Genomic DNA, 24476 nt, shown 5'->3' on the forward strand with positions numbered 1-24476 from the left:
TCAATTAACTCCAGATTGAATAATCAATTTTTTACCCGCTATAGTAATTCTGTAGCGGGTTTTTGCATTTGTAAAATTATTTCATTTATCTAAATATGTATAGATTATTCTTAATATCTATTTTTGTAATTATTATCAATTTATTAACAGGTTGTAAAAATATTGAATCCAATGCAGCCCAAAAACCAGCCCAAACTACTTGTATTGGCAAAAATGCTAATTTTAGTATTGAGTTCTTCAAGAGCAATAATCAAGGAAAAAAATATGACAAAGATATTAATCATGTGATTATTTTTAATCCTCAATCAGAAAAATTAGATTTTAAGGTAAATGTGGGGCTTTCTCATAAACTTTACGCCAAAGATAATTTAGGGAGATTGCGTAAGGAATATGTACCAAAACAATTTCGAGAGATCATCTCTGATGAGAATTCTAAATTAAACGGACAAACACCAATAGCAGCAATTAATGCCGACTATATAGGTACTGATAACAAACCACAAGGACTGAATATTTCTCGCGGTTTTGAGTATTCTGGAGCATTTAAAAATCAGCGTTCCTCTTTTGGTATATCTGGAGGTAAACCACAAGAAAGGAAAGCTACTATCCAGGCTGGTAGGAGAAATAACCAAATTCTTAATTACAATTTAGTAGGAGGTAACGGTAGATTTTATCGGGCTGGGAAGTTTAAAGATATTTGTACAGATTTAGGAGAATTTGCCTGTAAAGAAGCAACGAATCGTTCTTTAGCAGCTATTACCGATAAGGGTTATGTCATTTTGTTAGTTAATGATGCTAAAGCTAATTCAAATATTGAATTTTCTGCCATTAATCAAGAACTACTACCAGATAAATTTGACGATCTTTTAGAAGGTATCGCTCGGAATAATTGTTTAGGGAATATTCAAGAAGGAATTTTGTTTGATGGGGGAATGTCACCAGGATTATATTACAACAATAAAGTATATGTAGAAAATGCTGGGCCAATTGGTTCAGTATTCTTGATATATAAAAAATGAAATAATTTAAGTGAAAATATAATCATCGCCCTATTGTTAGATTTACCTTTAGACGTAATTCAGCAAGCAGTAGAGCAGTGTTGATACCTGAAAGCGGTACTCTAGAGGTTACAGCTAAGGATAACCTATGACACCTGAAGAAATCGCGGGTACGCTAACAGAATTATTTGGTACAGCAGCTGTTGATGCGATCGCACTTGGATCGTGGCAAGTGGAAACTTCGACTTTTCGGCTGTTGGTACTGCTGGACGACGATCGAACTTGGTTGCGGCTTTTACTCCCCATTGTGCCAATAGAAGCAGCCCAAGCATTTTTAGAACAGTTTCTCGAAGCCAACTTTGATGAGACTCAAGAAGTACGCTACGCTTTGTATGAGGGATTAATGTGGGGAGTATTTCAGCATAAAATTAGCACTTTGGTGAGTGCGGATTTGTCAAATGCGATCGCTCGCCTGATATCTTTACATGAAACTGGTTTAAATAATGCCTTCAATCGATTGATTGAGAATCGTATCCGGCAAATTATCCTAGCAGCAAAACGGCAGGGGCAATCTCTTCAGTCCACAATGCAAAATCTGGAACGCTTTTATACAGAAGGATTGCTAGGGGAAATTGAACAAACCCAGCAAGCGCGGGAAGAAGTATTAGCTGTATGGCGATATCAACTAGAACGCTTGTGGAATGAGATAGAAGTATAAACAATTCAAAATCTTTATAATGAATGAGGGCAAATATTTTGGGTGCTATAGAGATAATTCAAATTTTGAAAGAAGACTATCAAAGATTTCCCCAAAATCAGACTTACAGCATTTACGCTCCAGATGTTTATTTTCAAGATGCTGTTTTCAAGTTTCGTGGCGTGCAACTCTACGCATTGATGATTAATTTCATTAAGACTTTCTTTTTAAATCCGCAAATGGATTTACACAATATTCAATCTTTGGGAGATACAATTAAAACCGAGTGGACACTCAGCTGGAACAGTCCTCTACCTTGGAAACCTCGCATTTCTATTCCTGGCTGGAGTGAATTACGCCTCAACTCCGAAGGTTTAATTATTTCTCACATTGATTACTGGAACTGTTCGCAGTTGGATGTGCTGAAACAACATTCGTTTTCTTTCAAAAATCGTTAATTAAAATACTGGCAGCAATCGTTGCTCATTTACCCAACGCCAGTTGCAGCCCATATAGCAACTGGGCTTGACGATCTCTCAGATCAATAATCTAGAACTGTTGCAACTGCATTTATTCCTTTTAAAGAGTTGATAATAGAGATAGCGTAAATAAATGTAAACAACTCTCAGGCAGGACAGAATCATCCATGCGTGTAATTTTGATGACAGGCAAGGGCGGTGTGGGAAAAACTTCCGTAGCGGCGGCCACTGGACTTCGTTGTGCAGAATTAGGCTATCGCACACTTGTGTTGAGTACAGACCCCGCCCACTCTTTGGCAGACAGTTTTGACCTGGAACTAGGACACGCACCTCGGGAGATTCGCCCAAATTTATGGGGTGCGGAACTAGATGCACTGCAAGAACTAGAAGGAAACTGGGGTTCGGTAAAGCGTTACATTACCCAAGTTCTCCAAGCAAGGGGTTTGGAAGGAGTTCAAGCAGAAGAATTAGCAATTCTACCGGGCATGGATGAAATTTTTGGCTTGGTAAGAATGAAACGCCATTACGATGAAGGCGAGTTTGAAGTCTTGATTATCGATTCAGCGCCTACAGGTACAGCATTACGATTGCTGAGTTTACCCGAAGTCGGCGGTTGGTATATGCGTCGTTTTTACAAACCATTTCAGAACATCTCGGTGGCGCTTCGGCCTTTGGTGGAACCTCTTTTTCGACCAATCGCTGGGTTTTCGCTACCAGACAAAGAAGTAATGGATGCGCCTTACGAGTTTTACGAACAAATAGAAGCTTTGGAAAAAGTATTGACAGACAACACCCAAACTTCAGTTCGTCTTGTCACTAATCCAGAAAAGATGGTGATTAAAGAATCTCTTCGCGCTCATGCTTATTTGAGTTTGTATAATGTTGCCACAGATTTAGTGGTAGCTAACCGCATTATTCCTGCCGAAGTCCAAGATCCCTTTTTCCAACGTTGGAAACAAAATCAACAGCAATATCGTCAGGAAATACATGACGATTTTCATCCTCTCCCTGTAAAGGAAGTTCCACTTTTTTCGGAAGAAATGTGTGGTTTAGCAGCATTAGAAAGACTCAAGGAAACTCTTTACAAAGACGAAGATCCCACGCAAGTTTATTATAAAGAAACAACTATTAGAGTTGTACAAGATAATAACCAATACAGCTTAGAACTGTATTTGCCTGGGATTCCCAAAAATCAAGTTCACTTGAGTAAAACTGGGGATGAGTTAAATGTTACTATTGGCAATCACCGCCGGAATTTAGTATTGCCACAAGCTTTAGCAGCACTCCAACCTGCTGGTGCGAAAATGGATGAAGATTATCTGAAAATCCGTTTTGCTTAATATGTAACTGTTGAATTTCCCTATCTAACTTAACAGAAATTAAAGTTTGTTATTTGTACAGACACAATCGTGTCTGTACTCTTTTGTTTTGATCCCTGATAAGAAACGCTATTAATGTTAGGTATTCTGGAAAAAGATATTGAGAAAATATGTCTAATTTAAAAGCTCAAATACTGGCTTTCTTGATTACTATTCAACCAAAAAATAAGTATTGATTTGCCATATATTATACCAGTGATCTGGCTTACTTAAGTAAAATACTTTCTTTTTGCTGCTTACTTAAAATGATGTCAATACTTCTCAAGGAATAGATTCAATAATATTATTAACAGAGTTAGTAATTATTCTGTTAAAGATAATGATATTTGGTTAAAAAATAAATAAAGGTTTTCACTAGTTACTATACGGTAGTTTTACTGAAGACAGATACAAAAATTAAATTTAATAATATTTTTAGATATAGATTTTTTTTGATTTTTTTTGAATAAAAAATTATCGAACTATAAGCAATGACCCCGATCGCAAAAACGGACTTGCGGTTAAACCTTGAGCAAGAAGGCTTATTACGCCGCATTATAAATAGTATTCGTCAAACATTAGATTTAGAAGATATACTCAAAACGACAACCAAAGAAGTGCGATCGCTGCTGAGAACTGACCGAGTCATGATTTACAAATTTCATGCCGATAACAGCGGTCAGGTCATTGCTGAATCAATTTATAATGATAGATTACCATCCCTTTTAGGACTAAATTTTCCTGCTGACGATATTCCACTTTACGCACGAGAACTATTTCTCAAGTCCCAAGTGCGTTCTGTAGTCAATGTGGAAACACAGCAGATTGGTCACAGCCATCTGCGTAACTGGGAAACAGGAGAACTTTCATTAGAAGATATCCATTATCGCACTGTAGATCCCTGCCATGTAAAATACTTAACGGCAATGGGGGTTAAGTCTTCTTTAGTAGCGCCAATTTTATGTCAAAACGAACTTTGGGGTCTTTTAGTGTCTCATCACGCTGAAATGTATGAGATTTCAGCCTATGACATAGAAGTAGTGCAGATGGTAGTAGATCAACTATCAGTAGCGATCGCTCAAAGTAACCTCCTCACCCAAGCCCATCAAAAAGCTGAATGGGAAGCTACTATTAACCGTGTTGCTACTTTACTCCATGCCTTGCCTACAATCGTACTACAGCCAGCTTTAGAAGCAACTGTAGCTGCCTTTGGGGGTTCGGGTGGTAGGCTTTGTATTAGACATAATGCTTTTAACTTTCAAAATAGTAGCTTTAAAAACTTAGCAGAATGTTTAATTCCTGGAAGTGATAACGTCAGACTTTATATCTGCGGACAGCAACCTACGGTAGCAGAAAAAACCATCTATCCCCTGATAGAACAGTCTGGTGTCTGGAAAGAGCATTATCAATCTGGTGTATATGATGTTTGGGCAATTTCAGATATCTATCAAATGCCTAATATGCGAATTTTGCAACTTGCTTTTGAAGCAACTAAAATTCGCAGCATTTTGATGATCCCACTCCAATATCGTCAAGAGTTAGTAGGCTATTTAAGCATTTTTCGTGATGAAATCGACACAGAAACCTTGTGGGCAGGACGATTCGATCCCGATGGCAGACAACTTTATCCTCGTCAATCGTTTGAGCTATGGCGCGAAACTAAAACAGCACAAGTTCAAAACTGGACAGATAAAGAGATAGAAATGGCCAAAGAAATTGGTAAACATTTTGCTTCAGCAATTCAGCAATATGAACTTTACCAACAAGTACAAGCCTTTAATAGCAATTTAGAAAAACAAATTAAAAAGCGCACGCTGGAAATGCAACGTACAGCCGAGCAACAACAGGCTGTGTTTGGAGTTATTAGCAAGATTCGCGAGTCTCTTGATATTAAAACTATTTTTCAAATAACTACTAAAGAAGTTTGTCAATTAATCAAAGCCGATCGCGTTTCTATTTATCGCTTCGATGCTGATTGGGGTGGTGCATTTGTCGGTGATTTTGAGGTTGCTAGTCCCCACTGGTCAAATGACTCGAAGTTAGGAGTAAATACAGTTTGGAATGATACTTACCTACAAGACACGCAAGGAGGACGCTACCGTTACAACGAAACGTTTGCAGTAGATGATATCTACAAAATGGGCTTTACTCAGTGTCATATAGACAACTTAGAAGAGTATCACATTTACGCTTTTGTACTGGCTCCGATTTTTGTCGGTCAAAAACTTTGGGGTTTGCTATGTGCTTATCAACATTCTGCTAGTCGTCAATGGCAAGACTCAGAAGTTAACTTTATTAGTCAGACTGCGGCCCAACTTGGGGTAGCACTCCAGCAAGCTGAATTACTCGCGCAAACACAGCAGCAGGCTTTAGATTTACAACAAGCCGCAAAGCAACAACGGGTATTGTTTGAAGTTGTATCCAAGATTCGCGAATCTCTTGATTTAGATGCGATTTTCCAGACAACTACTCAAGAAATTTGTAAATCGCTACAAGCAGATCGTGTGGCTGTTTACCAGTTTCACTCAGATTGGAGTGGTGAATTTATTGCTGAGTTTGTTGATGAGGGGTGGATGAAATTGGTAAGTCCACAGACCAATACAATTTGGCAAGATAGTTATTTGCAAGAAACTCAAGGTGGTCGATATCGCTATAACGAAACCTTTGCAGTAGATAACATTTATCAGGCTGCTCATACTAAATGTTATGCTGAACTGCTAGAGAAATTTCACATCCAAGCATATGCGATCGCCCCGATTTTTGTTGGACAGCAACTTTGGGGTTTATTGGCCGCTTATCAACACTCTGCACCCCGTCATTGGGAAACCTCAGAAATTCAGTTTTTAGCTCAGATTGCTAATCAGCTTGGGGTAGCACTCCAGCAAGTAAACTTACTTTTGCAAACTCAACAGCAAACAGAACAGCTAACTCAAGCTTTACAGGATCTTCAAGAAACCCAAACCCAACTTATCCAGACTGAGAAAATGTCCTCGTTAGGTCAATTGGTGGCGGGTATTGCTCATGAAATTAACAATCCGGTAAACTTTATTTACGGGAACTTGTCTCATGTAAGTGAATATGCTGATGATTTACTCAGTATGCTAGAACTTTATCAGCAGGAACTGCCCAATGCTAGCACTGAGATTAGCAAGCGCGCAGAAGAAATTGATTTAGAATTTATTATCGAAGATTTGCCCAAAACTCTAACTTCGATGAAGGTAGGGATCGATCGCATCCGTCAGATTGTCTTGAGTTTGAGGAATTTCTCGCGTCTGGATGAGGCAGAAATGAAAGCGGTTGATATTCACGAGGGCATTGATAATACCCTGCTGATTTTGCAACATCGCTGGAAAGCAAAGCCAGATAGCCCAAGTATTGAGATAGTAAAGGATTACGATCGGCTGCCCTTGGTAGAGTGCTACGCTGGACAGTTAAATCAAGTCTTTATGAATGTTTTGAGTAATGCTCTAGATGCTCTAGAAGATTACAGAGAATCTACATCAGAACCTCATCACAGCCAAATTACTATCCATACTTCCATTGGAGAAATGAAGGGTAATGTGAAGAGTGCAGTAATTCGCATAGTCGATAATGGCCCCGGTATTCCAGAAGCCTTAAAGACAAGAATATGCGATCCATTTTTTACTACTAAGCCAGTGGGCAAGGGTACTGGCTTAGGACTATCAATTAGTTACAAAATTGTGGTAGAGAAACATGGTGGTATATTTAAATCTGATTCCCAGCCTGGTTTAGGTACAGAATTTTGGATTGAAATTCCCATTCATCAAAATAGTTATAATTAACCCGATCTAATTTCTCAGCTGTACAGGCATGGCTAAATAAGTCATCTTTACACCTCCCAGTGGTGTAAAAATCACTGGAGTTAGGCTTTGATTGAGATGCATTTGAATTTCCGAAGCTGGTAATTCTTTCAAGCCTTCCATGAGATACTTGATATTAAAAGCAATATCTATATCTTCTCCAGATATCTGGGCTGGCATTGACTCTCTACCGCTACCTACATCTTGAGCTTCACAAGACAAAGTAATTTCTTGGTTAGCGCTATCAATACTGAGCTTTACAATATTGTTTTTTTGATCGGCTAGTACGGCAATTCGTTCCAAAGTACTTAAAAATTGTTTGCGATCGATAGTAACTTGGCGCTCAAATTGACGCGGTATGAGTTGCCGATAAGCTGGATATTGCCCTTCTAAAGTACGGCTGGTCAAGCGTTGATTTTTCCAAGCAAACACAACTTGACCTTGATCTAAATATAAAGCTACAGGTTCTTCATCAGAGGAACTATGAGCTAACATCCGCTGTAATTCGCGTAGCGCTCTAGCTGGTACTGTTACCTCTAGTTGACTACTATTTTCCATAGGACGCTCGTTAGTAGTTTCTACTACTGCTAAACGATGCCCATCAGTAGCGGCAAATTCTAGGGTATCTTGTTTTACTGTTAAATGAACGCCAGTAAGTACCTGTTTAGTTTCGTCTCCACTAGTAGCAAACAGCGAGCCTCTTAATCCCTCAATTAAGGCAGCAGCTGTTAAATGAATTACTTCGGAATTTTCAATAATGGGTAATTCGGGAAACTCTTCAGCCCCCATTGCGCGGACTTGATAATGTCCGCTTTTTGGTGTCAGCGTAACAATTAATCCCTCACCTGTAGCGGTTTCGGTTGCTGATTCATCGTCTAGAGTAATTTCTCCCTCTGGTAGACGAGAGGTGATATCTACAAGTAATTTAGCAGGAAGAGCGATCGCTCCTCCTTGCCAGACCTCAGCATTAAAGCTAGTGCGGATACCCAAGCTGAGATCGAAGGCGGTTAAGCTTACTTGGTTAGTTTGTGCATCCGCTTGTAGCAGCACATTGGCAAGTACGGGATGTGTCGGTCGTGAAGGTACAGCACGACTGACAAGGGAGAGGTTGGTACTAAGGTCGCTTTGAGCGCAAACTAATTTCATGGTCGGATTCAGCTTGTGAGTGTCTATACTACCACTCTAGAAATATTTTTCAGTCATTGTTACCAAGCAGCTTTGATTGCCAAGCTGAACGATTCTAAAATTTGCCGTGAAATGTAATTATTTTGATTATGTCAAATGTTCTTGACAAGCGTTGGTTCAAGCTTAGGTAGCAGAGAAACTTCTAATGGGTCATAGCCTAGCTGTTGAGTAATGCGTTCTCTGGCTAAAACTCGATACTCCCAAAAATGCTCGCCCGCAACGCATAGCGACAAATACATATTTAGAACTTGCGGCTTTTTCAGCAGCAACGTCCATAGTTGTCGCCAAAATTGCCCTCGAATTTCAGGACGTCGCAAACCCTGTTGCCAAATTAACTGGGCAACCAGCCGCAACTGCCTACCTAAAGGAATTTGCATTGTTTGTGTTCCCCTTGCTGGTGGAACAATATTGAGGCATTGCTGAAAACATCGCCTTAGGTAGTTCGCAGGTTCGTACAACCTCCAGAAGCCTTCTACATACTCTCTAGCAACTTCAGCAATGGGGCGAGTGGGAACGAAATTCATCAGGGTGTTCTGGTCTCCGGTAGCTGTGACGCCAACGCCCTCAACTAAACGCTGCTCTTGTTGGAGTCGGTTCCAAAGCGCAGTGTTGGGTAACGCTTGGAGAATCCCCAACATCGGTTGAGGAATACTAGTTTGTTCAACAAAAGCTTGAATTCTTTCACCTGCACCGGAGCGTTCTCCATCAAAACCGAGGATAAACCCTGCATAGATTAAGAGTCCTGCTTCGTTGATTTTGTGACAGGCTTCTACTAAAGGGTTGCGCGTATTTTGTATTTTGCGCGTCACTAAGAGGCTGTCTTGGTCAGGAGTTTCAATGCCGAGAAAGACAGCATAGAATCCTGCTTGTGCCATCAGATCTAGCAGTTCATCATCTTCTGCTAAATTCACAGAGGCCTCGGTCATGAAGGTGAAGGGATAGTTGCGCTGCTGCATCCAAGGAATCAATTCTCTTAAGAGGCGTTTGACATTGCGCTGATTGCCAATAAAGTTGTCATCGACGATAAATAGCGATCCCCGCCAACCTAAATCATAGAGAAATTGCAACTCTGTTAAAGTCTGAGAAGGTTCTTTAGTGCGCGGTTTGCGACCGTAGAGAGAGATGATGTCACAAAATTCGCAATTGAAGGGACAACCGCGAGAAAACTGAATCGCCATCATGAAATAGGCATCTCGTTGCAGCAGGTCAAAGCGAGGCATAGGACTTTGAGTGACATCCGGCTTCTCAGCGGAACGGAAGATGCCTTGGGACTGGCCTTGAGCGATCGCTTCTAAGAATAGAGGAACGGTCATCTCTCCTTCATCTAATATGAGATAATCTGCTCCAGAGGCTTGGGCATCTTGTGGAACTGATGTGGGATAAGGCCCACCCACCGCCACTTTTTTGCCTAATCGCACAGCTTTTTGAATTAGGGCATGGAAATCTGGTTTCTGCACTAGCATGGCAGAGATAATCACTAATTCACACCACTTCCAATCTGCCTCTGTCTCAAGCCTGACATTGCGGTCGTAAAATTTCACTTCCCAATCTTTGGGTAAGAGTGCTGCAACAGTAATAATTCCTAGGGGTGGAATGGCTGCTTTCAGTCCTGCCATTTCCATTGCGCGATCGTAAGACCAAAAGGATTGAGGAAACTTGGGGTAGAGCAAGAGTGTTTTCATTACGATCTTTCTCTTTAAGAGCCTTAGTGCAGCTGTGGCGATTATCACCCAAGCGGATGCAGAAAGAATCTTACAAAAGTCAGATTTCGTTCTCTCTTAATTCAACATCTTGCTCAAAAACTATAATTAAATCATTTACGGTTTTTTTATACTGAAAACCATAATCTAATAAAGCTTGCTTTAAAGTTTGCAATTGAGATTCTTCGATTTGATTTTGAAGCGCTATCTCAATAGCTTCCTGATTTACTGTAAAACTAAAAAAGTCTTTGAACTGGTTATAATCCCAGTTGAGTTTTCTAGCTGCATTTAACTCGATGGCAGCTAATGTATCATCAAATTTGCTTGTAACCATGAGTTTGTCTCTCCCTTGAGCTTAACTACATTTTAACAATTACAAGAGAGAAAAAACTCAAGGTTAATTATTGATAAAAATCTCAGAAGAATTGCAAAACAATTTTTAATTTAAAAAAATCAAACTTTTGATGAATGTATATCAGGGAATTATAGAGTGGTAATTTACAGTTAATTCTTCTCAATGTGCATAGACTATGAGACTAGCCATTACCCATAACTTTTAAATCTCTTACTTTGTTGTCATCCCGCCCAGAACTTTAGTTCTGGGTGAGATAACGTTCAGCACGATACTTTGACTTTTACAAAGTTGAAGTACAAAAACCCCTGCTTCACTTAGACTAATTTAGAGCTTGAGGCGATCGAGATATGATGCTAAAAAATTAATTTAGGCAGGAATAACTTGCGCAATCAGCGAGCGTTTATCGAGCGATTGAACTTTGCCGACTTGACTGAGATCGCTGACAATGCGGTCTAGTAGTTCTCCAGCCTTGTCGCGATATTGATGTTCTCGACCTCGTAGGCGAATGGCAAACTTCACTGAATCGCCTTTTTTTAACCAACCAAGCGCTTGCTCGATGCGTAAGTTGTAATCAGCTGCACCTACGTTTGGACGGAACCGGACTTCCTTAACTGTGGGTCTAGCACTCTGTCCCTGACGCTTTTTCTTTTGATACTGAAGCTTACCATAGTTGAGTATCTTGGCAACTGGAGCGTCTTTGCCTTCGGATACTAGAACTAGGTCAAGCTCTACGCTTTGTGCTAGTTGTAAAGCTTCATAGGTGTCAGTCAAACCACGGTTATTATTTTCATGGTCAATCAAGAAGACTTGAGGTGACTTGATTTGCGAGTTAATTAGTTGCTTTTGGACTACGATAATCGTTTCCTCTCTATTGTTCAATACTTTGCTAGTGCAAGTAATGCTAATGTAACACAATGTCAGAGTTGGCAAGTTCTTACTTAGGGTTAATTGCTTACATAAAGTTATATAAAGCTTTTCTAGTTTCCTTCTTAAAACTCGATCGCTATGCCATAGTGGTAAATGAGAGTTAATTCGGTGACCTCGTTTGTTTTTAGTATTGACAGGCTTTTTGTTTTTGGTATTTACAGACTTTTCTCCGAAACTTAAATCTCTACATACTTATGATTTCGGAGACAATCTATGTCAGTTTACGTAGGCAATCTTTCTTATGAAGTTACAGAAGAAAGCTTGAATGCTGTGTTTGCAGAATATGGTTCTGTAAAGCGGGTTCAGCTACCCACAGACCGTGAAACTGGTCGTTTACGCGGCTTTGGTTTTGTGGAAATGGGTACAGATGCTGAAGAAACGGCTGCCATTGAAGCTCTTGATGGTGCAGAGTGGATGGGACGTGACTTAAAAGTAAATAAGGCAAAGCCCAGAGAAGATAGAGGTTCGTTTGGTGGGAACCGCAATAATTACGGCGGTGGACGTAACCGTTATTAAGTTTTAGCTTTATAGATTTAACTCTTTGAGTTAATCTGCTAAACCAGGAAATTAATTTTCTGTATTAAGGCTCAGGCATTTCTGCTTGAGCTTTTTTGATACAAAGTTTAGACTACAAACAAAAATTTCGGCTTGCTTTTTCCCTTATTTGCTGTTTCTAGCTAGCAGTTGTGGAAAATGTGGATAACTTGTTGCTAATTGCTAATTTAGATAATTTCGACATTTACTATTTGTGGAAAACTTGTGGAAAAACCCCCGAAGTTTTCCACAAGGTAATTATACTTAGTTTAATTTTTTTGCTAAAAAGTATCAAGTTTTCCCCAAAATTTTCCACAAGTTAATTAAATTTTAATATATTTTTATACTTGGCTTAATATTCTTGCTGAAGTAATCGAATGTAAAGCTGAATAAGCAAGAGCGATCGCTGTGGAAAACACAAAGCCATTTATCAAGTGGATTTTTGCGAACGGCTATGCATATTAATGCGATCGCTCAGTTGACGAAGAGTAGTTGCTAAAGCGCGATCGCTTTCTCGCAGTTGGGCAATTTTGTCACAACTGTAAATTACTGTTGTATGGTCTTTACCACCAAACTCTTCGCCAATTCTAGGTAGACTCAAATCGGTGTGTTGCCGCATAAGATACATCCCTATTTGACGTGCCCAGCTAATTTCTCTCCGTCGTGAATTACTTTTTAGGTCTTCAATAGAAACTTCAAATGTACCAGCAATGACCTTTAATATTACTTCTGGAGTAGCTGCTACTTTTTCGCTTGGGGTTTCTAAAACTGGGGCGATACTTTCTACTGTCATCGGTAAACCCCAAATCGAAATATAAGCAAGTGCCCTAATTAAAGCTCCTTCTAATTCTCGAATATTAGAAGTAAAGTTAGAAGCAATATACTCAATTACATCTTTAGACAGCCTAATTTTTTCGTATTCTGCTTTTTTCTGAAGAATTGCCATTCTCGTTTCTAAATCGGGGGGTTGAATATCAGCAATTAAACCCATAGAAAAGCGAGAACATAGTCTTTCTTGAAGACGAGGAATTTGGTTAGGTGGGCGGTCTGAGGCGATGACAACTTGCTTGCCAGCTTCATGTAAAGTATTAAAAGTATGAAAAAATTCTTCTTGAGTATACTCTTTACCTTCAATAAATTGAATGTCATCTACTAATAACACATCAGCAGCCCGATAATGCTCTCGGAAACTTTGCATACTATCTTTACGGATTGCTGTAATTAAATCATTAGTAAATTGCTCAGTTGAAACATAAAATATTTTAGAATCAGGACAAATTTCCCAACGATAATGTCCAATAGCTTGCATCAGGTGAGTTTTACCTAAACCGACGCCACCACATAAAAATAAAGGGTTAAACTCCCTACCCGGAGATTCTGCAACTGCTAATGATGCAGCGTGAGCCATACGACTGTTAGCACCAACTACAAATCTTGAGAATACATATTTAGCGTTTAATTCTGTAGTTTTTTGTTTGGGTTTAGCAATAGTTTCAGCAATATTATTTTCGGCTGGGAAAGCCCAAGAAACTTCTCGTTCCTGCAAATGAGAAACTTCATCACCTTGAGCAACAGTAATGTAAATTTCCACAGGATGTCCTAAAATATCTTGCACAACATTAGCAATAGTATTGATGTAATATTTTTGTAACCAATTTCGAGCAAAAGGATTAGGAGTGCATATTACCAAGCAATTATTTTCTAATCGCTCTGCACTAGCAGTTTTTATCCAAGTTTCAAAGGTGGGACGGGATAGTTCTAGCTGTAATCGCTCTAGTACCTGACTCCACAAATGTTCTATGGAAATTTCCATTTTTTACCACCTTTGCTGCTCATCGTCACAATAGAATTTATAAGCAAGTACCAAGTTAGCACTCAGATGCTCTAGACCTGGAACAAGCTTTTAAGTTGTAATCATCTTGGGGCATTACCTGGTAGGCAATATCCTACCACCCACTAACTAACACGGAGAAGCAAAGATATGTTAATTACTGCATCTATACCAAGCATGGACGGGGTTTGTGCTACATAGGTGGTAGTTCTCAAAGCATAGGAAAACACCTGTACTAAAAAGTCAAGTCCTAAGTGATTAACTTTTCAACTTACAACTTATGGAGGACGGCATTCTTTCCTACCTAAACAAAGTTTAGATGGGGTATCCTGCCGGAAAACTGATGAAGATCGACACCTGTATTTGTATAACCCAAGATATTGTGACTCCAGGTTTACCCCAGAAACGGGGTAAAACTCATATATTATCGATGCTATTTAAGATAAGTGCCGTGGTATGTCTTAGCGGCTGCTCTTTTTTACCTGCTAAGACCTTTGAGACACCAAAAAACGATCCACAGTCTCAGGTAGTACCTCAAAATACTATTGCCCCACCGCCAATTTTGGCATCCTCTAACGATCCTAATTTTGTGGTGGGAGTAGTACAAAAGGTGGGATCTGCCGTAGTTCGGATTGATTCTTCCAGAACTGTCACCTCCCAAACCCCAGAAGAATTTGAAGATCCATTTTTCCGACGGTTTTTTGGCGATACAGTACCATCTCAGCCTAGACAACGGGTAGAACGGGGTAGTGGTTCAGGATTTATTATTAACTCCTCTGGTCAAATTTTGACTAATTCTCACGTCGTAGATGGTGCTGACACTGTAACTGTCACCCTCAAAGATGGGCGGACTTTTAACGGCAAAGTGTTAGGAGAAGATCCAGTAACAGATGTAGCTGTAATTAAAATTGCTGCTAATAACTTGCCTACTCTGTCTATAGGTAACTCCGATGCTTTGCAACCAGGGGAAGCTGTAATTGCTATTGGTAATCCTTTAGGTTTGAATAATACTGTAACATCTGGAATTATCAGTGCAACAGGTCGCTCTAGTAGCGATATTGGTGCTAGCGACAAGCGTGTTGATTATATTCAAACTGACGCAGCAATTAACCCCGGTAACTCTGGCGGCCCATTATTAAATGTTCGCGGTCAAGTAATTGCGATGAACACAGCTATTATTCGCGGCGCTCAAGGTTTAGGATTTGCAATTCCAATTAATACTGCACAAAGAATTGCCCAAGAATTAATTGCTAATGGCAAAGTCGAGCATCCTTATTTGGGCATTCAAATGGTGACGCTGACACCAGAAATTAAGGAAAGAATTAATAATGAATTAGGCGATCGCATTAATCTCACGACAGATAGAGGCGTTTTATTAGTTAATGTTGTGCCTCGCTCTCCTGCATTTGTTGCTGGGTTGAAAAGTGGTGATGTGATTCGTAGTATTAATAATCAGCCTGTTAATAAAATAGAAGAAGTACAAAAGCTTGTAGAAAATACCAAAATTGGTAATTCTTTACAAATGCAAGTAGAGCGTAACGGGCAAATTACTCAAATAGCAGTTAAGCCTGCTCCTTTACCTATACGGCGTGAAAGCTAATTTTATCTAAAATTGAGTAATTGGACATAGGGTATTGATGTTCATGCTTTGTGCAAACTTCTTAAATATATTTTGCAAAGATGAATTTTCAGGAAATAGAACCACAGATGAAAGCAGATAAACCCCGATAACTTATGTGTGTTTATTTGAGGTTTAAAATAGAAATTTAGATTTTCGCCTGATTTATCACAAGTATCAACAGCTAATTATTCTTCATTACCCAAGGAGTTGCTCTGATGGCTGAATTAGTTCCAATTATTCAATTAGGTAATCCCATACTGCGCCAACAGGCTAGCTTGATTGATGATATTCACAACCCGGATATCCAAAACTTAATTGAAGATTTAATGGCAACTGTTGCTCAAGCTAATGGTGTAGGAATTGCTGCGCCACAAATTGCAGAATCCTATCGTTTGTTTATTGTGGCATCTCGTCCTAATCCCCGGTATCCTAATGCTCCAGAAATGGCACCTACGGCGATGATTAATCCAAAAATTATTGCCCATTCTACTGAGGTAGTTAAAGGTTGGGAAGGTTGTTTGAGCGTTCCTGGAATTCGGGGATTTGTGCCTCGTTATCAAAAAATTCAAGTTGAATATACCGATCGCAATAGCAATTTGCAACAACAAGAATTAACTGATTTTGTGGCGCGTATTTTTCAACACGAATATGACCACCTCGAAGGCATACTCTTTGTAGACCGTTTGGAGAGTAATCAGGACAAGATCTCAGAGCAGGAATACCAAGAGCGTATCGTTAACAATACTTAACCCAAAATAGTGCTTAAGAATGAAGCTGTTAGCCAAAGGTTCGGGTTATATTTAACCTATTGTTAACCTTTGGCTTGGATCAGCTATCGGGTAAATGACTAAAACTATTAGTAGTCGCGACAGGTTAAGTCCGCAGCCGCAAGAAAGTTTTGACTTAATCTCTGCTCAAACTGAGAGCGATGAAAGAAAACTGAATAATGAAAGTACTGTGACAGAGCCACAGTTAAAATTACAACTGTCTCTAGATGGATGGCGAATTGTTCATGCCAGTAACGGGCGCTTACGCATCCGCGCTCAAGAGAGTGGCGTAGAATCACAACTAGAGACTATATCCCAATACTTGCGGCAATATCAGGGAGTTAAGGAAGTCACTACCAATCAGCAAACAGGTAGTTTGGCGATCGCTTTCGATCCCGATCGTTTATCATTGCCGCAGATATTGGAGAAACTGCAAGAATTGGGCATTCAGCAAATCGCTACAGCTGATTCCAATAGCAAGACGGATCTGTTTGCAGAGTGGAAATCAGTTGATTTTTGGAAAGAGCAAACAATTTCCTTAATTCCCTTGATGACAGGATTAGCTGTAACAAGAGGGCTGGGGATCGCTGGTTTAGCATCAATACCCGTCTATATGATTGCAGCAAATGCAACTCGTTGGGTAATTAGTTTTAGAGAACCAGAAATTTCGCGATCGCAAACCAGTAACAGCAAATCTACACTATTTTCATCTGAGGATGAAACAATAACCTACAGTGTTATCCATGCAATTCCTGGGAGGATTCGCTTTCATGTACCTCGAATCGCCAAGGATCGCGCCTATGGTAGACGATTAGAAAGGCTGTTGAAAACAGATGCCCAAGTAACCAGCGTGCGGATAAATTATAGTGCGGCATCGGTGGCGATCGCCTATCAGCCAAGCGATATTAGCTTAGATCGTTGGGTAAATTTGATGGAATTGGCTTTACAAACCTACCCACCAACTAAGCCAGTCCAAACAATAGAACAGCTAACACTTTTAGAAAAAGTTACTCAACTAGCGGAAACTCCTGAAGAAAAAATACCAGAGATATCAAGTCTATGGGCAAATATGAAGCCTAGCACTATGTCTTATTCTTTAGCCTTCATGGCGAACTTTCCCTTAGAGACATTTGCTGAATAAGGAGAAGCGCCTCTAATTTTCTATCTGCTAGCGATCCCGCAAGGGTAAATAAAAAGCACCTAGCAGCATTGGACATCACCAATCCCATCAGATTGGGAGTGATTTTGCTCTTTTGAATCAGATTCATCAACCTTATACACGAGACAAGGAATGGTAAAACACAGGGTTCAATTAGCATCACCATCTACACCAATAGTGCCTGAGATTGTAGAAACGCATCACGATAACGTTGCTGTAGTCAAACAACACAACGGAAACAATCGCAGACAGATTCCCCAAATTGCTTACAGTATTGTCCATGTAACACCAGGAAGAATCAGGTTCCGCATACCTCGATTACGCCACGATCGAGACTATACTCAGCGTCTTCAATCCTTATTGGAAGCCGATACCCTAGTTACATCTGTGCGGATCAAGTTGGCGGCGGCGTCGCTAGTTGTGACTTACCAATCTAAACAAGTACCTGAGTCCAAGATGCGATCGCATTTGATCTATTCGATCTGGGCTGCTAGCGATCCCACAATGGTAATTGCAGTTCCTAATCAGCTATCAATTACCAAATCCTCTGACAATACAGAAAATTCCTGGCCAGGTTTACAACTTTCTGCCATCGCTACTGGTTTAGCGGTGCTAGGAGGGCCTTTAGGATTACCAATTCCACCAATTATGGTGGCGGGAACTATTGCGCTAGCCACATTACCAGTTTTTCAAAGAGCATTAGCAGGGATTACAGCAGAACGCAAACTCACAATCGACTTTTTGGATTTAATGGCGATCGCGATTACTACCGTTCAAGGTCATTTTCTCACGCCATCGTTGATGCTGAGTTTAATTGAAATTGGTGAGAACATTCGCGATCGCACGGCTCGTTCTTCTAAACTCCAAACTCTCGATCTACTCAATTCTTTAGGGCAGTTTGTTTGGGTAGAACGCAATGGCACCAAGCAACAAATCCCTATTCAAGATGTCCAACGAGGGGATACAGTCATTGTCTATCCTGGCGAGCAAGTCCCAGTAGATGGTACTATCCTGCGAGGGAAAGCTCTGTTGGATGAGCAAAAACTTACTGGTGAATCCATGCCAGTCTTGAAAAAGAAAGGGCAAGCGGTCTTTGCTTCTACCTTGGTGCGCGAGGGCAGGATTTATATTCAAACTGAATGGGTAGGCAATGATACGCGTGCTGGACAGAGTATTAAATTAATGCAAGAAGCTCCTGTCCACGATACGCGCATGGAAAACTATGCTACAAAAATTGCTGAACGCGCAGTTGTGCCAACTTTGTTACTTGGGGGAGCAGTATTTGCCCTAACTCGTAATCCAGTACGGGCAGCTAGTGTTCTCACTCTAGACTTTGCTACAGGCATTAGAGTATCTGTACCGACTACAGTTTTAGCAGCACTTACCTATGCAGCCAAGCATGGAATTCTCATCCGTAGCGGACGCGCATTGGAACAACTAGCCGCAGTTGATACGATTGTGTTTGATAAAACAGGCACCCTTACTAAAGGGGAAGCGACTGTTATTGGGGTGGAAAGTCTCAATCCAGCAACGTCAACTATGCGGGTGTTGGAACTAGCTGCTGCTGCGGAACAACGACTAACGCATCCAGTAGCCGAAGCGATAATTCGTTATGCCGAAGCTCAAAATGTGATAATTCCCAACCGCCAGAAATGGAATTATCAACTCGGTTTGGGAGTGCAAGCTGAAATTGACGGTGAGACAGTTTACGTAGGTAGCGATCGCTTTTTGCGTCATGTAGGCATTGATATGGCACAGCAAAACGGGCATTCCCAGCGGTCAGCTTCAATGATTTATGTCGCTAGTAACGGTCAACTTCAAGGTAAAATTAAATATAGTGACATTCTCCGTAAAGAAAGTCGGGAAGTAATTAGCCACTTGTTAACAGTCGAAGGTGTGGAAGTTCATATGCTCACCGGAGACAACAAACAAACAGCCAATCAAGTTGCAGCCGAACTGGGAATTGCGCCGACACATACTCATGCCGAAGCTTTCCCCGAACAGAAAGCCGCAGTCGTCCGCGAACTACACGAACAAGGCAAGACAGTTGCATTCGTAGGTGATGGGATCAACGATTCGCCAGCTTTAGCCTATGCAGATGTTTCTGTATCCTTCGCTAACGGTTCAGAAATTGCCCGCGAAACCGCAGATGTAGTATTAATGCAGAATGATTTGCATGGTTTACTAGAAGCGATCGCGATCGCCCGCCAAGCCAAGCAATTAATCTACCAAAATACAGGTATTGTTGCAGTGCCTAACTTAGGGGCATTGTTAATAGCTGTTATATTTGGTTTAAATCCTTTAGCCGCGACAGTAGTCAATAATGGCTCGACTGTGGTTGCAGGCGTTAACGGTTTGCGTCCAATCTTAAAACATTCACCAAAGAAAGCTATACCATCGGCAAGATGAAATGAATATGCCGATTAGTTTACGCTAGAACGCTTTCTTACAGATTTCCACATTACCAGAGGTAATTTACTATGGCACCTAAAATCACTGACTTTGTTGAAGATGCTGGCGCTCCTGGAATTATAGCCGGTATTGGCGCAGTTTTGCTCGCACCGATCGTCCTTCCTGTAGTAGCAGGAATTGGTAAACCATTAGCCAAATCATTAATTAAAGGTGGAATTCTTGCTTATGAAAAGAGCAAAGGAGCATTTGCTGAATTGGGCGAAACTTGGGAAGACATTGTAGCAGAAGCGCGAGCCGAAATTGCTGAAGATAGAGAAACTCCAGCATTTGAAGCTGCTAGTAATTCTAGCGATCGCACTATAGATAATGGTGGCTAAATCTGCAAATAAAGGCGCGGCGATCGCGCCTTTCAGGAAAATAAAAATTACTAATTATTTTAAGTATCTCTGGTTTCAAACCACAAGCAAAATTGCAGAGTATTACTATTCATTACCTATATTGAAATTTAGAAACATAATCCTCAATCCAAAATTTAAAATTCTAAATTGAGTTAGGAGAGTAAGCGTGTGAATACAAATAACTATAGTAATCTCACCCAAATGCCGAAAATAATAGATGAAACAGCTATACATAGTCCATCTAAACTTATATCTACAAAAATTATTAGTCATACTCCAGGGCGGTTAAGATTAAGAATTCCAAAACGCGATCGCCAAACCGGGAAAATGCAAAGAATTGCTAGCTTACTAGAAGCACAACCTAATGTTAATCAAGTAAAAACTAGTGTTGAACGAGGAAGTATTCTCATCAATCATGATGGCGGAGATGATAGTCTCAAAAATGTCCTCAATACGCTTAAGGATCTGGGAATAATTTTTGCTGATATTACAGAGGGTGATACTGAAGCATCCGCAAGTATTTCAAATGCTGTAGTTGATTTAAATAAACGAGTACAAGAAGTAACAAATGGTGCTGTAGATCTGCGCTTTTTGTTTCCCTTAGGACTGAGTATTCTTGCAGTTAGGCAATTGTTGATTAAAGGTCTGCAATTTGAAACTATTCCTTGGTATGTTTTGGGTTGGTATGCCTTCGATAGTTTTATCAAATTGAACAACCCAAGACAACCACAAACTGACAGCGAGTATAAGAAATCGTAACCTTCCATAGATTCAAGGCTGCTGTTTTCCTGGAAAGCGATCGCAACCAGCCATTGCAGATATTTAAAGACTAATAAACCAACCTCTTGGCTAGGTGACGACATAGACATTTATGAAATCAAGCCAACTGCCTAAATTAAACTTAAATTATTTGACCTTTTGCAACGCCAGTAGCTTCAAAGAACGAACCTGTAAAACACTGGCTCGCCTTTGCGCGAATAAACATTCATTCCAGAATCTAGCAACACCAATTTCCTCGAAGATAATCAGCTTACTTATTTAAGTGGAATTTTCATACTCAAATCCAACCACTTAGACTGTGTAATCGGCGCACTACTAGAAATATAATCTACGCCAGTTTGAGCAACAGCACGAATAGTCTCCAAGGTTACATTACCCGAGGCTTCAATTTTAATGTGGCTATACTGTTGTCGAATCAACTGCACCGCCTGAGACATCATATCTAGAGGCATATTGTCTAACATAATAATGTCGGCTTTATGCTGTAGGGCTTCTTTAACTTGTTCTAGAGTTTCTGTCTCTACTTCTATTGTTAGGGGATAAGGTATCTGGGAACGGATACGGGTAATTGCTTCGCCAATTCCCCCAGCCGCTGCAATGTGATTGTCTTTAATCATTACCGCATCATCTAACCCCATACGATGATTAATCGCCCCGCCTACAGCAGTTGCGTATTTTTCCAATAATCTCAGCCCGGGTATAGTTTTGCGCGTATCGACCAACTGAGCAGGTAAATCCGCAATTTGCTCTACATATTTATTAGTGAGGGTTGCAATCCCACTCAAACGCATAGTTAAATTGAGCGCAACCCGTTCCCCCATCAGCAGCGCGTCCAATGGCCCATATATTTCAGCTACTACCTGTCCTAGTTCGCACCATGTACCTTCGTCTGTGATGGGCACAAAGCTGACGTTTTCATTCAAAAGCTGAAACACCCTTGCTGCAACTGGTAAACCAGCAATAATTCCTGGGGCTTTCGCTATCCATTTAGCTGTTCCTGGTGTGACATCCTTAGTTATTAAGCTGTTTGTTGTGCGATCGCCCCGACCAATGTCCTCCAACAACCAGCCATGCAATAGCGGATCTAACACTAGCCAAGGCGGTAAAACACCAAACTTGCTCACGACTTTATTACTTCTTTCTTAACTTCAGGAATACTATAGCCTAAAATCCTTACTGCACAAGGCTTCTAACCGCGAACAAAAAAATCTCAATTTTCCGAAAAAAAGAGTTGACAAACGAAGATAGGCTCGATATATTAGATAAGTGCCTGAGAGCGGAGCGCGAAAGAGCGACGCCGGAGGGACACCGAACCTTGAAAATATTATAGTTTGAAAGCCAGTATACAACAATTAGCCTGCGTCAGTAAAGAAAATAACCTGACTGAGGTTAAAATCAGTCAAAAGAGCTAAACAAACGAATTCATCACAAAATGGAGAGTTTGATCCTGGCTCAGGATGAACGCTGGCGGTATGCTTAACACATGCAAGTCGAACGGTGTCTTCGGACACAGTGGCGGACGGGTGAGTAACGCGTGAGAATCTGGCTCTAGGTCGGGGACAACCACTGGAAACGGTGGCTAATACCGGATGTGCCGAGAGGTGAAAGATTAATTGCCTAGAGATGAGCTCGCGTCTGATTAGCTAGTAGGTGTGGTAAGAGCGCACCTAGGCGACGATCAGTAGCTGGTCTGAGAGGATGATCAGCCACACTGGGACTGAGACACGGCCCAGACTCCTACGGGAGGCAGCAGTGGGGAATTTTCCGCAATGGGCGAAAGCCTGACGGAGCAATACCGCGTGAGGGAGGAAGGCTCTTGGGTTGTAAACCTCTTTTCTCAAGGAAGAACAAAATGACGGTACTTGAGGAATAAGCATCGGCTAACTCCGTGCCAGCAGCCGCGGTAATACGGAGGATGCAAGCGTTATCCGGAATGATTGGGCGTAAAGCGTCCGCAGGTGGCTATGTAAGTCTGCTGTTAAAGAGTGAGGCTCAACCTCATAAGAGCAGTGGAAACTACATGGCTAGAGTGCGTTCGGGGCAGAGGGAATTCCTGGTGTAGCGGTGAAATGCGTAGAGATCAGGAAGAACACCGGTGGCGAAAGCGCTCTGCTAGGCCGCAACTGACACTGAGGGACGAAAGCTAGGGGAGCGAATGGGATTAGATACCCCAGTAGTCCTAGCCGTAAACGATGGATACTAGGCGTGGCTTGTATCGACCCGAGCCGTGCCGGAGCTAACGCGTTAAGTATCCCGCCTGGGGAGTACGCACGCAAGTGTGAAACTCAAAGGAATTGACGGGGGCCCGCACAAGCGGTGGAGTATGTGGTTTAATTCGATGCAACGCGAAGAACCTTACCAAGACTTGACATGTCGCGAATCCTGCTGAAAGGTAGGAGTGCCTTCGGGAGCGCGAACACAGGTGGTGCATGGCTGTCGTCAGCTCGTGTCGTGAGATGTTGGGTTAAGTCCCGCAACGAGCGCAACCCTCGTTTTTAGTTGCCAGCATTAAGTTGGGCACTCTAGAGAGACTGCCGGTGACAAACCGGAGGAAGGTGGGGATGACGTCAAGTCAGCATGCCCCTTACGTCTTGGGCTACACACGTACTACAATGCTACGGACAAAGGGCAGCGAGCTAGCGATAGCAAGCAAATCTCATAAACCGTGGCTCAGTTCAGATCGCAGGCTGCAACTCGCCTGCGTGAAGTCGGAATCGCTAGTAATTGCAGGTCAGCATACTGCAGTGAATTCGTTCCCGGGCCTTGTACACACCGCCCGTCACACCATGGAAGCTGGCAACGCCCGAAGTCATTACTCCAACCCTCGGGGGGAGGATGCCTAAGGCAGTGCTGGTGACTGGGGTGAAGTCGTAACAAGGTAGCCGTACCGGAAGGTGTGGCTGGATCACCTCCTTTTAGGGAGACCTACCCAACTCAGATATCGAGAACACACAGTTAATAGATATTGAGATGGTCATACCCTAGGTCGGTCGCAGAAATTGTTGAGGCTTTCAAACTATATTGAGGTTCTTTTTGGGCTATTAGCTCAGGTGGTTAGAGCGCACCCCTGATAAGGGTGAGGTCCCTGGTTCGAGTCCAGGATGGCCCACCTGAAGCAAGTCAAAAGTTAAAAGCCAAAAGCCAAAAGTAAACACTTTACTTTTGAATTTTGAATTTTGAATTTTGAATTGTTGATGGGGGTTTAGCTCAGTTGGTAGAGCGCCTGCTTTGCAAGCAGGATGTCAGCGGTTCGAGTCCGCTAACCTCCACATGCTCTACAGTACTGTGACAGTCACAAAAGTGAATATACCAATGGCAGTCAAAAGCTAGAGACGATATGATATTTGTGGCGACAGTGAGAGTGTGATAAGATAAAAGATCGTGGATAAATTCAGCAATCGACAATTATACAAAGTCGAACTGCTGGGTTTGAGCCAGCCAGAACCTTGAAAAC

General features: G+C 41.3%; 18 protein-coding genes, 2 tRNA genes and 1 rRNA gene. 15 read left to right on the forward strand and 6 right to left on the reverse strand.

What is annotated here, in order from left to right:
* Positions 1 to 95 precede the first annotated feature (95 nt).
* The 5 genes from AACU33_RS18280 to AACU33_RS18300 all read left to right on the forward strand — a co-directional run bounded on the left by AACU33_RS18280 (position 96) and on the right by AACU33_RS18300 (position 7335).
* The gene (locus AACU33_RS18280) at positions 96 to 1019 is read left to right on the forward strand and encodes a phosphodiester glycosidase family protein (protein ID WP_096590020.1); all 924 of its coding nucleotides are present in this window, start codon (positions 96 to 98) and stop codon (positions 1017 to 1019) included.
* A gap of 127 nt (positions 1020 to 1146) precedes the next feature.
* Positions 1147 to 1716 (forward strand): hypothetical protein, encoded by a 570-nt coding sequence (locus tag AACU33_RS18285; protein WP_096590021.1) that lies wholly within the window; start codon positions 1147 to 1149, stop codon positions 1714 to 1716.
* A gap of 47 nt (positions 1717 to 1763) precedes the next feature.
* Positions 1764 to 2153 carry a DUF2358 domain-containing protein gene (locus AACU33_RS18290; RefSeq protein ID WP_096595293.1) on the forward strand — a complete coding sequence of 130 codons (390 nt, stop codon included), beginning with the start codon at positions 1764 to 1766 and terminating at the stop codon, positions 2151 to 2153.
* A gap of 188 nt (positions 2154 to 2341) precedes the next feature.
* Complete coding sequence (locus AACU33_RS18295) at positions 2342 to 3514, forward strand: TRC40/GET3/ArsA family transport-energizing ATPase (RefSeq protein ID WP_096590022.1); 1173 nt, start codon at positions 2342 to 2344, stop codon at positions 3512 to 3514.
* Between the two features lie 509 nt (positions 3515 to 4023).
* Complete coding sequence (locus tag AACU33_RS18300; protein WP_096590023.1) at positions 4024 to 7335, forward strand: GAF domain-containing protein; 3312 nt, start codon at positions 4024 to 4026, stop codon at positions 7333 to 7335.
* A gap of 6 nt (positions 7336 to 7341) precedes the next feature.
* Here AACU33_RS18300 and dnaN read toward each other — a convergent pair whose 3' ends face one another.
* From dnaN to infC, 4 genes are all read right to left on the reverse strand, one after another.
* Positions 7342 to 8499: a DNA polymerase III subunit beta gene (dnaN, locus tag AACU33_RS18305; RefSeq protein ID WP_096590024.1), complete on the reverse strand. Its 1158-nt coding sequence runs from the start codon at positions 8497 to 8499 to the stop codon at positions 7342 to 7344.
* A gap of 131 nt (positions 8500 to 8630) precedes the next feature.
* Complete coding sequence (locus AACU33_RS18310; RefSeq protein WP_096590025.1) at positions 8631 to 10220, reverse strand: B12-binding domain-containing radical SAM protein; 1590 nt, start codon at positions 10218 to 10220, stop codon at positions 8631 to 8633.
* Between the two features lie 79 nt (positions 10221 to 10299).
* Positions 10300 to 10572 carry a hypothetical protein gene (locus AACU33_RS18315; RefSeq protein WP_096590026.1) on the reverse strand — a complete coding sequence of 91 codons (273 nt, stop codon included), beginning with the start codon at positions 10570 to 10572 and terminating at the stop codon, positions 10300 to 10302.
* Positions 10573 to 10959: 387 nt separating this feature from the next.
* Positions 10960 to 11472: a translation initiation factor IF-3 gene (infC, locus tag AACU33_RS18320; RefSeq protein WP_096590027.1), complete on the reverse strand. Its 513-nt coding sequence runs from the start codon at positions 11470 to 11472 to the stop codon at positions 10960 to 10962.
* A 261-nt stretch (positions 11473 to 11733) separates the two neighbouring features.
* On the opposite strand from infC, the gene AACU33_RS18325 reads away from it, so the two are divergent.
* The gene (locus tag AACU33_RS18325) at positions 11734 to 12036 is read left to right on the forward strand and encodes an RNA recognition motif domain-containing protein (protein WP_096590028.1); all 303 of its coding nucleotides are present in this window, start codon (positions 11734 to 11736) and stop codon (positions 12034 to 12036) included.
* Positions 12037 to 12484: 448 nt separating this feature from the next.
* Here the strand turns inward: AACU33_RS18325 and dnaA are convergent, their stop codons facing one another.
* Positions 12485 to 13867, reverse strand: a complete 1383-nt coding sequence (gene dnaA / locus AACU33_RS18330; protein WP_096590029.1) for a chromosomal replication initiator protein DnaA — start codon at positions 13865 to 13867, stop codon at positions 12485 to 12487.
* Between the two features lie 448 nt (positions 13868 to 14315).
* Between dnaA and AACU33_RS18335 the strand changes: the two genes are divergently transcribed.
* From AACU33_RS18335 to AACU33_RS18360, 6 genes are all read left to right on the forward strand, one after another.
* Entirely contained in the window at positions 14316 to 15485 is a 1170-nt protein-coding gene (locus AACU33_RS18335; protein ID WP_096595294.1) for an HhoA/HhoB/HtrA family serine endopeptidase, read from the forward strand.
* Between the two features lie 236 nt (positions 15486 to 15721).
* The gene (gene def, locus AACU33_RS18340) at positions 15722 to 16255 is read left to right on the forward strand and encodes a peptide deformylase (protein WP_096590030.1); all 534 of its coding nucleotides are present in this window, start codon (positions 15722 to 15724) and stop codon (positions 16253 to 16255) included.
* A 94-nt stretch (positions 16256 to 16349) separates the two neighbouring features.
* Entirely contained in the window at positions 16350 to 17414 is a 1065-nt protein-coding gene (locus tag AACU33_RS18345) for a hypothetical protein (protein ID WP_096590031.1), read from the forward strand.
* Positions 17415 to 17564: 150 nt separating this feature from the next.
* A complete protein-coding gene (locus AACU33_RS18350; RefSeq protein ID WP_096590032.1) occupies positions 17565 to 19841 on the forward strand; it encodes a heavy metal translocating P-type ATPase in 2277 nt (758 codons plus the stop codon).
* Positions 19842 to 19912: 71 nt separating this feature from the next.
* Positions 19913 to 20221 carry a DUF5132 domain-containing protein gene (locus AACU33_RS18355; protein WP_096590033.1) on the forward strand — a complete coding sequence of 103 codons (309 nt, stop codon included), beginning with the start codon at positions 19913 to 19915 and terminating at the stop codon, positions 20219 to 20221.
* 189 nt (positions 20222 to 20410) lie between these two features.
* On the forward strand, positions 20411 to 21001 hold the full coding sequence (locus AACU33_RS18360; protein WP_096590035.1) for an HMA2 domain-containing protein: 591 nt from the start codon (positions 20411 to 20413) through the stop codon (positions 20999 to 21001).
* A 275-nt stretch (positions 21002 to 21276) separates the two neighbouring features.
* On the opposite strand, the gene nadC is transcribed toward AACU33_RS18360, so the two are convergent.
* Positions 21277 to 22146: a carboxylating nicotinate-nucleotide diphosphorylase gene (gene nadC, locus AACU33_RS18365; RefSeq protein ID WP_096590036.1), complete on the reverse strand. Its 870-nt coding sequence runs from the start codon at positions 22144 to 22146 to the stop codon at positions 21277 to 21279.
* Positions 22147 to 22451: 305 nt separating this feature from the next.
* Here nadC and AACU33_RS18370 point away from each other — a divergent pair.
* The 3 genes from AACU33_RS18370 (at position 22452) to AACU33_RS18380 (ending at position 24291) form a co-directional block, all read left to right on the forward strand.
* Positions 22452 to 23938, forward strand: a 16S ribosomal RNA gene (locus AACU33_RS18370).
* Positions 23939 to 24057: 119 nt separating this feature from the next.
* Positions 24058 to 24131 (forward strand) — tRNA-Ile (locus tag AACU33_RS18375).
* A gap of 87 nt (positions 24132 to 24218) precedes the next feature.
* A tRNA-Ala gene (locus AACU33_RS18380) sits at positions 24219 to 24291 on the forward strand.
* Positions 24292 to 24476 lie beyond the last annotated feature (185 nt).

Origin of the sequence: Calothrix sp. NIES-2098 (assembly GCF_963875125.1) — a bacterium.
Taxonomy (GTDB): domain Bacteria; phylum Cyanobacteriota; class Cyanobacteriia; order Cyanobacteriales; family Nostocaceae; genus Aulosira.

Bases quoted from the DNA above. Each gene is read 5' to 3' on its own strand.
- AACU33_RS18280 (WP_096590020.1), top strand. From the start codon at position 96: ATGTATAGATTATTCTTAATATCTATTTTTGTAATTATTATCAATTTA.
- AACU33_RS18285 (WP_096590021.1), top strand. From the start codon at position 1,147: ATGACACCTGAAGAAATCGCGGGTACGCTAACAGAATTATTTGGTACA.
- AACU33_RS18295 (WP_096590022.1), top strand. From the start codon at position 2,342: ATGCGTGTAATTTTGATGACAGGCAAGGGCGGTGTGGGAAAAACTTCC.
- AACU33_RS18300 (WP_096590023.1), top strand. From the start codon at position 4,024: ATGACCCCGATCGCAAAAACGGACTTGCGGTTAAACCTTGAGCAAGAA.
- dnaN (WP_096590024.1), bottom strand. From the start codon at position 8,499: ATGAAATTAGTTTGCGCTCAAAGCGACCTTAGTACCAACCTCTCCCTT.
- AACU33_RS18310 (WP_096590025.1), bottom strand. From the start codon at position 10,220: ATGAAAACACTCTTGCTCTACCCCAAGTTTCCTCAATCCTTTTGGTCT.
- AACU33_RS18315 (WP_096590026.1), bottom strand. From the start codon at position 10,572: ATGGTTACAAGCAAATTTGATGATACATTAGCTGCCATCGAGTTAAAT.
- AACU33_RS18325 (WP_096590028.1), top strand. From the start codon at position 11,734: ATGTCAGTTTACGTAGGCAATCTTTCTTATGAAGTTACAGAAGAAAGC.
- dnaA (WP_096590029.1), bottom strand. From the start codon at position 13,867: ATGGAAATTTCCATAGAACATTTGTGGAGTCAGGTACTAGAGCGATTA.
- AACU33_RS18335 (WP_096595294.1), top strand. From the start codon at position 14,316: ATGCTATTTAAGATAAGTGCCGTGGTATGTCTTAGCGGCTGCTCTTTT.
- def (WP_096590030.1), top strand. From the start codon at position 15,722: ATGGCTGAATTAGTTCCAATTATTCAATTAGGTAATCCCATACTGCGC.
- AACU33_RS18345 (WP_096590031.1), top strand. From the start codon at position 16,350: ATGACTAAAACTATTAGTAGTCGCGACAGGTTAAGTCCGCAGCCGCAA.
- AACU33_RS18350 (WP_096590032.1), top strand. From the start codon at position 17,565: ATGGTAAAACACAGGGTTCAATTAGCATCACCATCTACACCAATAGTG.
- AACU33_RS18355 (WP_096590033.1), top strand. From the start codon at position 19,913: ATGGCACCTAAAATCACTGACTTTGTTGAAGATGCTGGCGCTCCTGGA.